Source organism: Eoetvoesiella caeni, assembly GCF_003315175.1.
GTDB lineage: Bacteria > Pseudomonadota > Gammaproteobacteria > Burkholderiales > Burkholderiaceae_B > Eoetvoesia > Eoetvoesia caeni.
Map to the genome: position 1 here is coordinate 19,019 of NZ_QNRQ01000012.1, position 16,060 is coordinate 35,078.

General features: G+C 58.4%; 6 protein-coding genes. 3 read left to right on the forward strand and 3 right to left on the reverse strand.

The window, feature by feature from the left end; translation table 11 throughout:
- Positions 1-7 precede the first annotated feature (7 nt).
- Genes DFR37_RS17695 through DFR37_RS17705 form a run of 3 tightly spaced genes read left to right on the forward strand, consistent with a single transcriptional unit; the run spans position 8 to position 4,246 of the window.
- Positions 8-2,191 carry a type I secretion system permease/ATPase gene (locus DFR37_RS17695; protein ID WP_170139951.1) on the forward strand — a complete coding sequence of 728 codons (2,184 nt, stop codon included), beginning with the start codon at positions 8-10 and terminating at the stop codon, positions 2,189-2,191.
- A gap of 50 nt (positions 2,192-2,241) precedes the next feature.
- Entirely contained in the window at positions 2,242-3,609 is a 1,368-nt protein-coding gene (locus DFR37_RS17700) for an HlyD family type I secretion periplasmic adaptor subunit (protein WP_170139952.1), read from the forward strand.
- Positions 3,610-3,619: 10 nt separating this feature from the next.
- Entirely contained in the window at positions 3,620-4,246 is a 627-nt protein-coding gene (locus DFR37_RS17705; protein ID WP_113934517.1) for a helix-turn-helix transcriptional regulator, read from the forward strand.
- Between the two features lie 25 nt (positions 4,247-4,271).
- Here DFR37_RS17705 and DFR37_RS17710 read toward each other — a convergent pair whose 3' ends face one another.
- The 3 genes from DFR37_RS17710 to DFR37_RS23055 form a co-directional block, all read right to left on the reverse strand.
- Complete coding sequence (locus DFR37_RS17710) at positions 4,272-5,513, reverse strand: LapD/MoxY N-terminal periplasmic domain-containing protein (RefSeq protein ID WP_113934518.1); 1,242 nt, start codon at positions 5,511-5,513, stop codon at positions 4,272-4,274.
- An 81-nt stretch (positions 5,514-5,594) separates the two neighbouring features.
- Positions 5,595-6,302: a transglutaminase-like cysteine peptidase gene (locus DFR37_RS17715; RefSeq protein WP_113934519.1), complete on the reverse strand. Its 708-nt coding sequence runs from the start codon at positions 6,300-6,302 to the stop codon at positions 5,595-5,597.
- Between the two features lie 88 nt (positions 6,303-6,390).
- Positions 6,391-16,032 carry an Ig-like domain-containing protein gene (locus DFR37_RS23055; protein WP_170139947.1) on the reverse strand — a complete coding sequence of 3,214 codons (9,642 nt, stop codon included), beginning with the start codon at positions 16,030-16,032 and terminating at the stop codon, positions 6,391-6,393.
- Positions 16,033-16,060 lie beyond the last annotated feature (28 nt).

Sequence of the window (16,060 nt, forward strand, 5' to 3'; positions counted from 1 at the left end):
GGCCGACATCGACGAGCCGATACCGCTTGCGCCACGCGACGCCGCTTGGCAAGTTCCGCCTCATGCGACACATGACGATCCTTTGCTGGGCTGCCTGGTCGATATTATCCGCCTGCACGGGGTCCCCTGCACCCCTCAGTCTCTTGCCGCCGGACTGCCGCTGGTCGAAAACAAACTGACCCCTACCCTGTTGGCCCGGGCCGCCGCGCGGGCTCAGTGCTCGACGCGCATGGCCCGCCGCCCCCTTGAGATGCTGCCCGAGGGACTGCTGCCCGCCATTCTGCTTTTGCACAATGGGCGCGCCTGCCTGCTGCTGGAGCGCCGAAGCAATGCGTATCTGGTGCAATACCCCGAAACCGGCGCACCAACAGAAGTCCCGGCCGAACAGCTTGCGGCGCAATACATCGGCATCAGTTGCTTTGTCCACCCGCGCCTGCGCTTCGATGCACGGGCTTCCAAAGTAAGCAAGCCGGTGGGCCGCCACTGGTTCTGGGCCTCTGTCTTCGAGAACCGGCGGCTTTACCGCGACGCCGCGATCTCGGCCCTGCTTATCAATATATTTGCATTGATGATGCCGCTGTTCACCATGAACGTCTATGACCGCGTCGTCCCCAACAATGCCATTGAAACCTTGTGGGTTCTGACCATAGGAATCGGCCTGGCGCTGTTGTTCAACTTTGGGCTGACAACCATCCGCTCGCATGTCGTCGACACGGCCAGCAAACGCATCGACGTCCAGCTTTCGGCGCGCATCATGGAGCGCGTGCTGGACCTGCGCATGGAGGCCCGTCCCGTGTCCGTAGGCTCGTTCGCGGCCAACCTGCGGTCATTCGAGTCCATCCGGGACTTCATCGCTTCGGCCAGTCTGACCACGCTGGTCGACCTGCCTTTCATTCTGCTGTTCCTGGCGGTGCTGGCATGGATATCGCCGTGGCTGATCATACCTCCCCTCGTCGCCATCGTCATCGTGCTGCTGGTCTCGTTTGCCGCGCAGTTGCGCATGGAAAAGCTGGTCAAAGATACCTTCCAGGCCAGTTCGCAACGCAACGCCATTCTGGTCGAGTCGCTCAGCGCGCTCGAAACCCTGAAGTCGCTCAACGCCCAAGGCGCTGCGCAGCGCAATTGGGAGCACTCCACCAAATTCCTGGCCCACCTCGGAGCCCAGATCAAGCTGATCTCGTCAGCCACCGTCGGCTTCGTGCAGACAGTTCAACAACTGGTAACCATCGCTGTCGTCATCATCGGGGTCTACCTGCTTCAGGATGCCGCCCTTTCGCTTGGCGGCATTATTGCCGCGTCCATGATTGCCGGCCGCTGTCTGGCGCCTCTTAGCCAGGTGGCGGGCTTGATGATGCAATACCATAACGCCCGCATCTCGCTCGATTCAATCGACGGCTACATGGAGATGCCCGTCGAGCACCCCGACGCCAAAACATACGTGCCGCGCCCATCGCTACAGGGAAGCATCGAGTTCCGCAACGTCAGCTTCAGCTATCCCCAAGCACGCGAAGCTTCGTTGCAGAAAGTCAGCTTCAAGCTGCAGGCGGGAGAAAAGGTGGGCATCATCGGCCGCATCGGGTCAGGCAAGACCACCCTCGAGAAATTGGTGCTCGGCCTGTATGCGCCTACCGAGGGCACCATACTGATGGACGGCATCGACATCAATCAGATAGACCCTTCTGATCTGCGGCGTTCGGTCGGCCATGTTCCCCAGGATCCTGTGCTTTTCTACGGCAGCCTCAAACACAACCTCATTCTGGGCGCGCCGTTCGCCGACGATGCCAACATGCTGGCCGTAGCCAGAATAGCCGGCGTCGACGAATTCGCTGCGGCTCACCCTGACGGCTACGATATGCTGATCGGCGAGCGCGGCGATTCTTTGTCGGGCGGGCAACGCCAATCCATCGCGGTCGCCCGTGCCCTCATCAACGACCCGGCCATTCTCTTGCTGGACGAACCCAGCAGCAATATGGATCATCAAAGCGAAGCCGGACTCAAGGCCCGGCTGCGGGAGGCATGCCGCGATAAAACAATGATCCTCGTCACTCACCGGACCGCTCTGCTGGAACTGGTCGACCGGCTCATCGTGATCGACCACGGCAGAATCGTAGCCGACGGCCCCAAGGCCCAGGTTGTGGAAGCGCTCAAGCAAGGACGCGTCAATGGCCGCGGGGAGAAGCAGCCGTCATGACCGCGAAGCGACCCAATTTCATTCTCCGCCTGCTTGGCAAGCTCTGGACCATGCCGTCCAATGCGATCGCGCGCGGCTTCGAACTGCTCATCGAGGGTAAGGATCGCAGCGAACAATATTCAGCCGGCGATCTCACGGCCGACGCTGAATGGGCCGTGGACCAACAGCAGGCCCGCGGCTCCCGCGCCCTGCTCTGGTCGTCCACGCTTATCGTGATCCTGCTGCTGATCTGGGCTTCTCTGGGCGAAATCGACGAAGTCGTCCGAGGCGAAGGCAAAGTCGTGCCCTCGCGCCAGGTACAAATCGTACAAAGCCTGGACGGCGGCCTTGTGGACGACATCCTGGTCCGGCCGGGGCAAAGCGTCGAAGTAGGCCAAGTGTTGCTGCGCATCGACCCGACCCGCTATTCATCTTCATTGGGCGAGAACCGCGCCGAATGGCTGGCCCTCACCGCCAAGGCCGCGCGGCTCGAAGCACTGGCCTCCGGCAAGGCTTTCGAGGCTCCCGAAGAGCTGCTCAAAGAAGCTCCCAAGGTCATCGCCATGGAACGACACATCTGGGAAGCGCGCTCCGAAGAGCTTGCCGCATCGCTCAATGTGGCGCGCGAACAGTTGCACCAGCGCCAACAGGAACTGCGCGAAACCCAGGCCAATCACGACCAGGCCGCCGCCAGCTGCAGCCTGACCTCTCGCGAACTGCGAGTCACCCAGCCGTTGCTTAAAAGCGGCGCGGTTTCCGAAGTCGACCTGCTGCGCCTGCAACGCGATGTTGCCCGCTACTGCGGCGAGGAAAAGGCTACCTCGGCCCAAATCCAGCGCATCGGCTCTGCGGTCCTGGAAGCCAACAGCAAACTCGATGAAATCGAGCTCAATTTCCGCAACCAGGCACGCAATGAACTGTCCGACACGCGCTCCAAGCTCGCCACGCTGCGCGAAGGCCAACTGGCACTGGCCGACCGGGTCAAGCTCGCGGAAATCCGTTCGCCCGTCCGGGGCACGGTCAAAACCCTGATGGCCAATACCATCGGCGGCGTAGTCCAGCCCGGCAAGGACATTCTGGATATCGTCCCCACCGACGACACCCTGCTGCTTGAGGCGAGGATTCAGCCGCGCGATATCGGCTTCCTGCACCCGGGGCAGAAAGCCGAGGTCAAGTTCACTGCCTACGACTTTGCGATCTATGGCGGCCTGGAGGGCAAGATCGAACAAATTGGGGCCGACACCGTCACCGACGAAAAAGGCAATGCCTACTATGTGGTCAAAGTACGCACCGACCGCGCTTACGTGGGTAACGATAAACGCCCCATCATTCCCGGCATGGTGGCCGAGGTCCATATACTGACCGGCAAGCGCACAGTCATGCAGTATCTGCTAAAGCCGATTCTGCGTACCAAAGCAAATGCTTTTACAGAAAGATAAGTAGCACCACGTGAATACCTTATCAGAACCCATTCTGTTCATTACGCACGATGATGCGGTGTGGCAGCATTGGCGCCAGATAGACCATTCGCGCTGGCGGCCCGCCAGGGGAAACTCGCTGCAAGACCTGCAACGCTGGCGTAGCCAGGGCCATTCGCTGGTTCTGCTGGATCAGAACCTGCCGCGCCTGCCATCCTGGGACGATGCCGCGTGGGATGGGCACTTGCATCTCATGCAGCTTCTGGTTGCCAGTACGCGTCCCAACGATGCCGAGGCGGCACATGTTCTGGGCGCCGGCGCCAGCGGTTACCTGCATGCCTACAGTCCCACCGACGTCATAAACCGCGCCCTGAACAGCGTTCAGGCGGGCAGCATCTGGGCGGGGCGCTCGCTCGTCGCGCGGCTTCTACGTGAAGTGAACTATCGGGTGCCGGGGGAAAGCGCCTGGACCGGCGGCCTGACTCCACGTGAAATCGAAGTCGCGCGGCACGCGGCGCAAGGCCGTTCAAACCCGGAAATTGCGCAGATGTTGAATATCAGCGAACGTACTGTACGTGCCCACATGTCGGCGGTGTTTGAAAAACTGGGCGTCAACGACCGGCTTTTACTGGCCCTGAAAGTACACGGAATTCAATAAAGCTGCGGTTACCGCCGTGCCAGGCTCAGCCCCGTGTGCCGCCCGACACCTGCTCGATGATTTCGATCACATCGTCACCCGGGCTTTCCTGGTTCATTAACACAACATCCAAAGAAGAAAGCGTTTCGCCAATGTTGGTCTCCGCTTGATAGCCAGCCAATGCATAGGCCCAACGGCATAAACTGCCGTCGTCGACGGCGACCCGAAAACGGTCCAGCACGCGGCGGACACTTTGCGCCTTCATCAGTGCTTCTGCCGGATCGGCGGCATGCATCAGTAAAGCAAAGTCCGAGCCATTAAGGCGCGCAAGCAAATATTGTTCGACATCGGCGCCCTTGTCTTGCAGCGCAAGCATAATGCTTTGACCCACGCTGTACAGCCATTTATCCACCTCGTCCCGCGTCATCACCGAATTGATCCGGGCGAGGTCGCGTTGCCGCACCAGCATGATGTACGGGCGCGTAGCTCTGTTGGCCTCCTGGGTCTCGCGCTGTATCCGATCCATGAAATACTTGCGGTTCGGCAGGCCGGTAACCGGGTCATGATTGACTTCGGTTTCCAGCGAATCAATCCGTTCATTCAAAGCCCGGCCCCTGGCCTGCACCCGCGCCTTGGCATCCTGGAGTGCGCGGCTCACATCCTTCAGTCCTGGAACCGGAAAGGCGGCCGAAGCCGACGGAGCCGCGCCATTGCTGTCCAAGCCCTCCAACTGCGAACGAATTTCCCGCGACAAGGCTTTCTTGAACCACCTCACCAGCAAAACCACCAACAAAGCCCATGCGGCCCCGACAGCAAGAATCAGAACCAGCAAACGAACACTGCTGCGCCACAATACCTCATGGGCCGACGCATCGTCGACGACAACCGATAAAATTCCAACCTGCTTCCAGCCGCTCGTTACGTCCCGAACCGCCTCGGCAGGCTTGAGCGGCAAGAGGCGGAGAAACCATTCGGGAGCGGCCGCACGATCCGTTTGCGGCGCAAGCGTTCGCTCGAACAAAACGACTTCGTTCGCGCCCTTGAGCCGTATTGCACGGAATTGTCCGCTGTCAAATAGCGCCGTCATCAATGTTTCCCGAATGGCCAAATCCTGATTGGCGGGCTGGGAAAGCAGCAGCGCCAGCATCGAAGCCGTATTGTCACTTTGCGACTGCAACTGCCCATTCAAATACTGGCGCACGGCATCGACACTAACCGCCGTGGATCCGACCAGGATCAAACCCATGATGATTGTGACGCTGGCTAAAAGCTGCTTGAGCAACGACATAGTTATTCTTACCTGTTAAATAGCCTGATTTCTATAAAGAAATATCATGTTATTGAAGACTCTTTCCCACCATCGCTTGCTTCATGGTCGAAGACCTTGGTCCCGCATACGTACAAGCAGCGATTGCCAGCGCCCGATGCGATCGACGGAAGCAGGCTTGGCGCCGGGCACGTATATGCCTTTGACATTGAAACTGAATACCGGCGTCAGATCGCCGCGCTTGCTGGCGCTTGCAATGCCCGGCCTCAGGTTATCCAGGACCAAAGGTTCCGCCTGAGGGCTTGCGTAGTATCCCAAAACCATATGTGCAACGCTGTGTACGCCATTGGCACCTATTGCCGCCCGCACGTAGATGAATCGCAATTTTTCAGGTTCGACGCCAAGCTGAACCAGCGAAAAGTATTTTCCAATAACAAAGTCTTCGCAATCACCAAGCCCCATACCCAGACTTTCCAGCGGCGTGGCCCAATAATCTTCCTGTCCCCAGACACTTATATCGGAGGCCTCGCGCAATCGAGTGTTCCAGAATTTGTTGACGGCCTGCAATTTTGCCGTTTCGGTCATCGACCGCGTCGCGTCCAGCATGGACAACCAGTCCGATACCGCTTGCGCACCACCTGAACCGTATTTGGCTCTGGCCGTAGCAATAATGCCGGCATATTCTTCCTGTGCCGCCCAGGACGCCGAGCCGTATGCCGGCTTGGCCAGCCATCCCCCCAACAGTATGCAGCCGCATGACAAAGCAAGCCCGATAAAACCACGTACACCCATACCGTCGAGCTCATCCATTGATTATTGTTTGCACGGCTTGCGGACCCGCCAACGCGGACGCCGCATCGAACACAAGGCTCTGTGCGCAACGCGGCTTCGTCCTTCCTTATGGATCGACTTTCAACTTTCCTTCGTTAATCAAGCTTTGTATCAATTGCGACTGATCATGGTAAGCCCCCATGAGGTCTACACTCTCGAGGACGATCTGATGGTTGAATCCACCGCCCTCCGCCGTCAGGCCGCCATGAGTGGCAACGCTGATGACTGTACTGGTAACGCCGGCTTCCTGGCTAAGCCCGATGTGAAGATACTGGCTCAGGTCGCCGGCGGCATGCTCGCCCGTCAGCAGATCGCTAAGGTCGAGTGTATCCTTCCCATTGACGCTGCTGGCATCAAGCCCGAAGTCCTTCACCACGTCGACTCCCGGCGTCGAGTCTTCGTCGCCCAACTGCCACTTGAACACATCGTCGCCGGCGCCGCCGAACAGCACATCGCTGCCATGGCCACCAATCAGGATGTCATTGCCATCGGTACCGACCAAGATATCATGACTGGTCCCGCCGACAATTTCCGCCTGGAACAGCTTAAGATTGGCCACCATGAGGTCGTCGGTGTACTGGCCGCCTTCAGCTTGCGGATCCCAGCGCAGTTCCAACTGACCGCTCGCAGCCACATCTTGCGGCAATGTGATCTGCAAGGAGTGGAACCCGTCGAGACTTCCCGGACGCAAACCGTTATTGCCATTATTCGTGCTGTAGTCGTACGACCAGGTTTCGATCTTGTCGATATTGACACTGGCGCCATTCATGGCCGTTACTGAGGCAAACCAGGAATCCCCCACTTGCTCGCCTGCGGGCGGTGTGGAAATGACAGCATACACAACGCCACCGAAGGAAATTTCCAGGTGCATGGCGTTGCCGGTGTCCTTGGGCGCGTTCCACGAATTACTCAGGCTGCCGCTATTGGGATTATTCCACGCTATATCCAGTTCCAGACGCGTGCCGGCGCTTACTCCCGACACATTCTGCGACAAGGTAATATCGTGGCCACTGTTGTCCCAAGCGCCGACGTATGGCCGGTCAATCATCAACCATTTATTGTCGGCGCCAAGAAATGGACCTGTATGGGCCCAAGCGGCATAACCATTATTATTATTCCCAGTCCACCATTGCGTCTGATTGGCAAACTGCGAAAAATCGCCATTGATCAACAGATTGTGATCAGAATATACATACTCTGAATTAGTCCCTTCCGGGTGTGTCGGAACGGAGCCTTCCTGCGGATCCAGCGTGGCGCTACCCGAGGCCTGAGCCGCGGAGCCATTCGCCTCAGACGCGCCAACATGAACTGTAACGCCGGTAAAGTCGGTGCCTTCAGGCACATGCGTGACTTTAAGCGTAACGTCCACCTGCTGTCTCGCGGCGTTGTCGACACCAGCCTCCCAGCGAAGCTCCCAGTTTTCGCCAACCTGGACCAGCGCAAGGCCGGCAGGCAGGCTACCGTCGATCGCAACAGTGGCCCCAGCCGGGATGCCGGTCAGCATCAGATCGCCCAGGTGTTCACTACCGTCCGTATCGGTAACTGAGGCAACAACAGCAACCTGGTACACAACCTCGGTCCCGGCAGCGCCCGGAATCGTCTCGAATGTCGTCGCGTCGGAAGCCGTCAAAGGCGCCGTATGGCCATCGCCGAACATTACCCCTTCCAATTTATCGCTGGCCTTGCCAAGGAGCGGCCCGGACCCGTCAGGCCCGCTGTAGGCGATCTCCACTTTATTCAACGTATTGATGTCATTACCTTGACTTTCGGTGGTGTTCGTCACGGTGTACGAATACCCGTCCTCTTGCTGCACGAAAATATAATCCTTGCCGGTAGCGGACTGCCCGCGATTGCCATGCACAGAATCAAGCTGGTTAAACTGCTTGTCGAAATAGCCGCTTTGGGAATGCACCACGAAAACGTCCGAGTAGATGCCTTCACCGTGAGTGTTGCCTTTGGAGTAATACACGATCTGGTCAGAACTGGCCGCTTCCGGAGCCGTGTCGCCTTCGGTCAGCCAAACTCGGACATTGGCGCCTACCTTGACGATTTTCCCGTCCTGCACGTCAAAGCCGCCCGGCACGCCGCTGCCGCCATTGACTTGAATAATTTCAGAACCCGCGACGGGCGGGACTGCAATCTCGACGCGTGTCAAGGCCACATTGACATCCGGCGTATCCGCCACGGGAGCGATGTCCACGACCAAGGTCGCTTCATTGCCCACACTGATACCATCCGTGGGCTTGAACGCGATATGCGCATAATCGGCCTGCTGGTCGCCCACTCCGCTGCCGCCATATACATCGCTGCCGGATTGATTTTCCGCAGGCACGAAGCGCAAGCCGCCGTCAATGTCCGCCTTGCCAAGCTGCTGGCCTTGCGTCACCGCAACCCAGACTCCGTTCACCAATTGCTCCAGACTTCCATTGGCCGGTAAACCCGTTATCACGACACCCAAGGCCGCTTCCAGTGTATCCACGTCGGTAACGCCAAAATCGCTCCAGCTCAGCAGATGAGCCGCATCCTCGCTGCCCGTTACCTCGCCGCCGCTGGCGACGGGTGCGATATTGACCGCAAGGTCGCCGACATCAACACTGGCATTGGAGGTAGATGTAGATTCAGAGCCGACCAACCCCAATTCAGTGGAGGTCGCGCTGGCGGTAATGCTGAATGATTCAGTACCGTTCGGAACCCGCATCACCAGATGTCCATCCAGCGTCAGCAAACCTGACGCGTTCGACACGAACCAGTTGCCATTGGAAAGTAGCGTGGCGCCAGCCAGCGTCACCCCGGCGGGAATCCCGCTTAAGGTGATGCCCGACAGCGACTCGCTGCCGTCGCGGTCGGTCAGCATCGCCGTGACATTGACCTCGACATCCACATAACCGCCCACTGCCTGCGTCTCCAGCCCGGCGATCGGCGCCGAGTCTTTGCCGCCCACGCTATCGCCGTCTCCAAACAGGATGCCGCGGATATTGTTAAGCCTAACACTCAAACCGGTAGCATGATCCGTGACGGTTGCGGCAATATTCGGAATGCCATTGTTGACGTTCACCGTCATACTGGTAACGCTGTACTCGCCCGAGGGCTTATTGAAGAAAACGTAATCGCCCTGCCCGCTGATGCTGCGCAGACTATCCCATTCGCGCCCATCCCGACCCAGCACGACCTTATCAAAATTGCCGATCACCGCAATGATGTCGGTCGCGGGAGACTGGTCGCCATAGTTGACGTTGCCGCTGGTTTCCTTCCCAAAGGGCGGCGCAAACACCTGGCCCGGCAAGCCCGAGGCGCTGACCGAACCATCGTTCAGCACCGTCAGCGTAATGCCCGCGAACGTGAATTGCGTGCCCGCGCCCGCTTCGGCACCGCCACCTGGAGTCACGTCGCCCAGCGACAACGTCACGACCGGCGCGTCCACCACCGCCACGATGTCGACCTTCAACACCGCCGTCTCGCCAACGTAATCGCCATCGAAAGGCTTGAAGCTGATCTGCGCATAATCGACCTGTCCGTTGCCCGCACCGCTGCCATCCAGTCCATTCCAGCCCGACTCATTCGAGCCCGGTACAAAGCGCAACTGCCCCGCCTCAAGCTCGGCGCGCGACACGCTAAAACCGCCCTCGGTCAGATCGACCCGCACCCAGACCGCATCGGCGACCCCCGGGTTGCTGGAGTACTCCAGTACGCCAGCGCCCGGCAAACCGGTGATCAGGACACCAAGCTCAGCGGAAGAGCCAGCCACATGGAAGCTATCCCAACCCAGCACCAGCGGCGTGTCCTCAACCCCTTGAACTTCGCCACCCTGCGCCGCAGGCGCAAGGTTTACGGTGTAGTCGTGAGTTGCATCGGCGATTATCGTATTACCCGCCGCATCGCTCGCGGCCACCGAAGCGCTGATAGATGCGTTACCCGCCAGGAGAGAACCGGCCACATCTACTGACCAGCTGTTGCCCTCAATAACTAGCGCCGTAACGGTGTGGCCGCCGATCTGAACCGTGACCGTATCGCCAACCTTCGCATCACCACCTACCGAACCGGTGACAGTTACTGTTCCAGCGGACTCCGCCGCATTGACGATGTTATCGCTCGTCACATCATCGATGCTGATCGTGGCTGCTGCCGCCGTATCTACACTGTATGAATGCGTGGCATCTGCCGTGGTCTTGTTCCCGGCCGCATCACTGGCCGCGACTGAAGCGCTAATCGACGTATTACCTACCAGGACGGAACCGGCCACATCCACCGACCAAGTGTTGCCTTCGGCAACCTGAGTCGTAACCGTGTGATCACCAATCTGAATCGTGACGGTGTCGCCGACTTTCGCATCGCCACCCACAGAACCGGTGATCGAAACAGTGCCTGTGGATTCGGAGAGGTTGACGACATTATCATCCGTCACACCATTAATCGTAATTGACGCCTCAGCGGCGGTATCTACACTATAGGCATGTGTCGCATCAGCAGTTGCCGTATTGCCCGCTGCGTCGCTCGCGGCTACCGAAGCGCTAATCAATGCGTTGCCTGCCAGGATGGAGCCAGCGACATTCACCGACCACGTGTTGCCCTCTACCACAGTCGTCGTGACAGAATGGGTACCCACCGTCACGGTGACCGTATCGCCCACCTTCGCATCGCCACCGACAGAACCCGTGATCGAGACTGTGCCTGTGGATTCGGAGAAGTTGACGATGTTATCACTTGTGACATCGTCAACTGTGATCGTTGCACTGGCCACAGTATCAACCGAATAAGCATGCGTGGCATCCGCCGTGGTGGTATTACCTGCCGCATCGCTGGCCGCGACCAAAGCACTGATCGACGCGTTACCTGCCAGGACGGAACCGGCCACATCTACTGACCACGTATTGCCCTCAACAACCTGAGTCGTAACTGTGTGATCACCAATAATCACCGTGACCGTGTCGCCGACCTTCGCGTCACCACCTACAGAACCGGTAATCGAGACCGTGCCAGTAGATTCGGAGAAATTAACGGTGTTATCGCTCGTCACATCATTGATCGTGATCGACGCCTCGGCGGCGGTATCTACGCTATAGGCATGTGTCGCATCAGCAGTTGCCGTATTGCCCGCTGCGTCGCTCGCAGTCACCGAAGCGCTGATCGACGCATTGCCCGCCAGGACCGAGCCGGCCACATCCACCGACCACGTGTTGCCTTCAACAACCTGCGTCGTAACGGTGTGCTCGCCGATCTGAATCGTGACGGTGTCGCCGACCTTAGCGTCACCGCCTACAGAACCCGTGATGGTTACTGTACCAGCAGATTCCGTCGCATTGACGATGTTATCAGTTGTGATATCGTCAGTTTTGATCGTGGCACTGGCCACTGTATCAACCGAATAAGTATGCGTGGCATCCGCCGTGGTGGTATTGCCCGCCGCATCGCTCGCGGCTACCGAAGCACTGATCGATGCGTTACCCGCCAGGACCGAGCCGGCCACATCCACCGACCACGTGTTGCCTTCGGCAACCTGAGTCGTAACCGAGTGATCACCGATTTGAACTGTAACGCTATCGCCGACTTTCGCGTCGCCGCCAACAGAACCTGTGATCGATACAGTACCGGTCGATTCAGAGAAGTTGACGATGTTGTCGCTCGTCACGTCGTTAATACTGATCGTGGCTGCTGCAACCGTGTCCACGCTGTATGCATGCGTGGCGTCTGCCGTCGTCGTATTGCCCGCTGCATCGCTCGCGGCTACCGAAGCGCTAATCGACGCATTGCCTGCCAGAACAGAACCAGCGACATCCACCGACCACGTGTTGCCCTCAACAACCAGCGTCGTAACGGTGTGTTCGCCAATCTGAACCGTGACGGTATCACCGACCTTCGCGTCACCACCCACAGAACCGGTGATCGAAACAGTGCCAGTGGATTCGGAGAGGTTGACGGTGTTATCACTTGTGACATCGTCAACTGTGACCGACGCCTCGGCGACAGTATCTACGCCATAGGCATGCGTCGCATCAGCGGTCGTCGTATTGCCCGCTGCGTCGCTCACAGCCACTGAAGCACTGATCGACGCATTGCCTGCCAAAATGGAGCCAGCGACATTCACCGACCAGGTGCTGCCTTCACCAACCTGAGTTGTAACGGTGTGCTCTCCGATCTGAACCGTGACGGTGTCGCCGACCTTGGCATCGCCACCCACAGAACCAGTAATCGAGACTGTGCCAGCGGCCTCCGTCGCGTTCACAATGTTGTCGATCGTGATGTCATCAATGTCGATCGTAGCGGTCGCAACCGTGTCCACACTGTATGTCTGTGTGGCATCAGCGGTTGTTGTATTACCCGCCGCGTCGCTCGCGGCTACCGAAGCGCTAATCGACGCATTGCCTGCCAGAACAGAACCAGCGACATCCACCGACCACGTGTTGCCCTCAACAACCAGCGTCGTAACGGTGTGTTCGCCAATCTGAACCGTGACGGTATCACCGACCTTCGCGTCACCACCCACCGTACCGGTGATCGAGACTGTGCCAGCAGCCTCCGTCGCGTTCACAATGTTGTCGTTCGTGATGTCATCAACGCTGATCGTGGCTGCTGCAACCGTGTCCACGCTGTATGCATGCGTCGCATCAGCGGTTGTTGTATTGCCCGCTGCATCGCTCGCAGCTACCGAAGCACTGATCGACGCATTACCTGCCAGGATGGAGCCGGCCACATTTACTGACCACGTATTGCCTTCGGCAACCTGAGTCGTAACCGTGTGTGCACCGATTTGAATCGTGACCGTATCGCCCACCTTCGCATCGCCAGCCACTGTACCGGTGACAGTTACTATGCCAGCAGACTCCGTCGCATTGACGATGTTATCGTTCGTCACTTCATCGATGCTGATCGTGGCTGCTGCAACCGTGTCCACACTGTATGCATGCGTGGCGTCTGCCGCGCTCGTATTGCCCGCCGCATCACTCGCAGCTACCGAAGCGCTGATCGACGCATTGCCCGCCAGGACCGAGCCGGCCACATCCACCGACCACGTGTTGCCTTCAACAACCTGCGTCGTGATGGTGTGATCACCGATTTGAATCGTGACGGTATCGCCCACCTTCGCGTCACCACCTACAGAACCGGCAATCGAAACCGTGCCAGTAGATTCGGAGAAGTTGACGGTGTTGTCACTTGTGACATCGTCAACTGTGATCGTGGCACTGGCCACTGTATCAACCGAATAAGCATGCGTGGCATCCGCCGTGGTGGTATTACCTGCCGCATCACTGGCCGCGACCAAAGCACTGATCGACGCGTTACCTGCCAGGACGGAACCGGCCACATCCACCGACCAAGTGTTGCCTTCGGCAACCTGAGTTGTAACCGTGTGATCACCGATTTGAATCGTGACGGTGTCGCCGACTTTCGCGTCGCCGCCAACAGAACCTGTGATCGATACAGTACCGGTCGATTCAGAGAAGTTGACGATGTTATCGCTCGTCACGTCGCTAATACTGATCGTGGCTGCTGCCACCGTGTCCACACTGTATGCATGCGTGGCGTCCGCCGTCGTCGTATTGCCCGCTGCATCGCTCGCAGCTACTGAGGCACTGATCGACGCATTGCCCGCCAGGATGGAACCGGCCACATCCACCGACCAGGTATTACCTTCTCCCACTGTCGCCGTGACAGAATGGTCGCCCACCATCACTGTGACCGTATCACCAACCTTGGCGTCACCGCCCACCGTACCGGTGATCGACACAGTGCCAGTGGATTCGGAGAAATTAACGGTGTTATCGCTCGTCACATCATTGATCGTGATCGACGCCTCGGCGGCGGTATCTACGCTATAAGTATGCGTTGCATCCGCCGTCGTTGTATTACCTGCTGCATCACTGGTCGCGACCGAAGCGCTAATCGAAGCGTTATCCGCCAAGATGGAACCCGCCACATCTACTGACCAGGTGTTGCCCTCTACCACAGTCGTCGTGACAGAATGGGTACCCACCGTCACGGTGACCGTATCGCCCACCTTCGCATCGCCACCGACAGAACCCGTGATCGAGACTGTGCCTGTGGATTCGGAGAAGTTGACGGTGTTATCACTTGTGACATCGTCAACTGTGATCGTGGCACTGGCCACCGTATCGACCGAATAAGCATGCGTGGCATCAGCCGTGGTGGTATTGCCCGCCGCATCGCTCGCGGCTACCGAAGCACTGATCGACGCATTGCCTGCCAGGATGGAGCCGGCCACATCCACCGACCAGGTGTTGCCCTCAACAACCAGCGTCGTAACGGTGTGCTCGCCAATCTGAACCGTGACCGTGTCGCCAACCTTCGCGTCACCGCCCACCGTACCGGTGATCGAGACTGTGCCAGCAGCCTCCGTCGCGTTCACAATGTTGTCGTTCGTGATGTCATCAACGCTGATCGTGGCTGCTGCAACCGTGTCCACGCTGTATGCATGCGTCGCATCAGCGGTTGTTGTATTGCCCGCTGCATCGCTCGCAGCCACTGAAGCACTGATCGACGCATTGCCCGTCAGGATGGAGCCAGCGACATCCACCGACCACGTGTTGCCCTCAACAACCTGCGCCGTAACCGTGTGTTCGCCGATCTGAACCGTGACGGTATCTCCAACCTTCGCATCACCACCCACTGTACCGGTGATCGAGACCGTGCCAGTGGATTCGGAGAGGTTGACGACATTATCATCCGTCACATCATTAATCGTAATTGACGCCTCAGCGGCGGTGTCTACGCTATAAGTATGCGTGGCATCCGCCGTCGTTGTATTACCTGCCGCATCACTCACAGCCACTGAAGCACTGATCGACGCGTTACCTGCCAGGATGGAGCCAGCGACATTCACCGACCAGGTGCTGCCTTCACCAACCTGAGTTGTAACGGTGTGCTCTCCGATCTGAACCGTGACGGTGTCGCCGACCTTGGCATCGCCACCCACAGAACCAGTAATCGAGACTGTGCCAGCGGCCTCCGTCGCGTTCACAATGTTGTCGATCGTGATGTCATCAATGTCGATCGTAGCGGTCGCAACCGTGTCCACACTGTATGTCTGTGTGGCATCAGCGGTTGTTGTATTACCCGCCGCGTCGCTCGCGGCTACCGAAGCACTGATCGACGCGTTACCCGCCAGGATGGAACCCGCCACATCCACCGACCACGTGTGGCCCTCAACAACCAGCGTCGTAACGGTGTGCTCGCCAATCTGAACCGTGACGGTATCTCCAACCTTCGCATCGCCACCCACAGAGCCTGTAATCGAGACCGTGCCAGTAGATTCCGCCGCATTCACAATATTGTCATTCGTGACATCGTTAATCGTGATCGTGGCCTCGGCAACCGTATCCACACCGTGAGTATGCGTGGTCGAAACAACTATTTCGTTACCTGCTGCATCGATTGAAGTGGCGTTGACCACTACCGTCGTATCGGCAACCAGATCGCTCGTTGCAACGTTTACCGCCCAGGTGCCGTTCGCATCTACCATAGCGACATAATTCTGACCGTTGACTGTGATCGTCACCGTCGTAGCCGCACCGGCCTCCATCGCAATCGTACCGGTCACCGCTATCGTTTCCACACCCGATTCGTCTGCGTTGATCACGTTATCGCTGGTGATCGTATCCACCGATACCGTCAACTCAGGAGCAGTCGTGTCCACACTGTAGCCATGCGTGGCTGTCGTCGTCGTGCTATTGCCAGCCACATCTGTCGTTGTCACTGAGACACTCAACGAACCAGCCGCAGCC

What these genes read in the sequence shown, in the direction of transcription:
- DFR37_RS17700 (WP_170139952.1), top strand. Translation starts at nt 2,242, where the DNA reads ATGCCGTCCAATGCGATCGCGCGCGGCTTCGAACTGCTCATCGAGGGT.
- DFR37_RS17715 (WP_113934519.1), bottom strand. Translation starts at nt 6,302, where the DNA reads ATGGATGAGCTCGACGGTATGGGTGTACGTGGTTTTATCGGGCTTGCT.
- DFR37_RS17710 (WP_113934518.1), bottom strand. Translation starts at nt 5,513, where the DNA reads ATGTCGTTGCTCAAGCAGCTTTTAGCCAGCGTCACAATCATCATGGGT.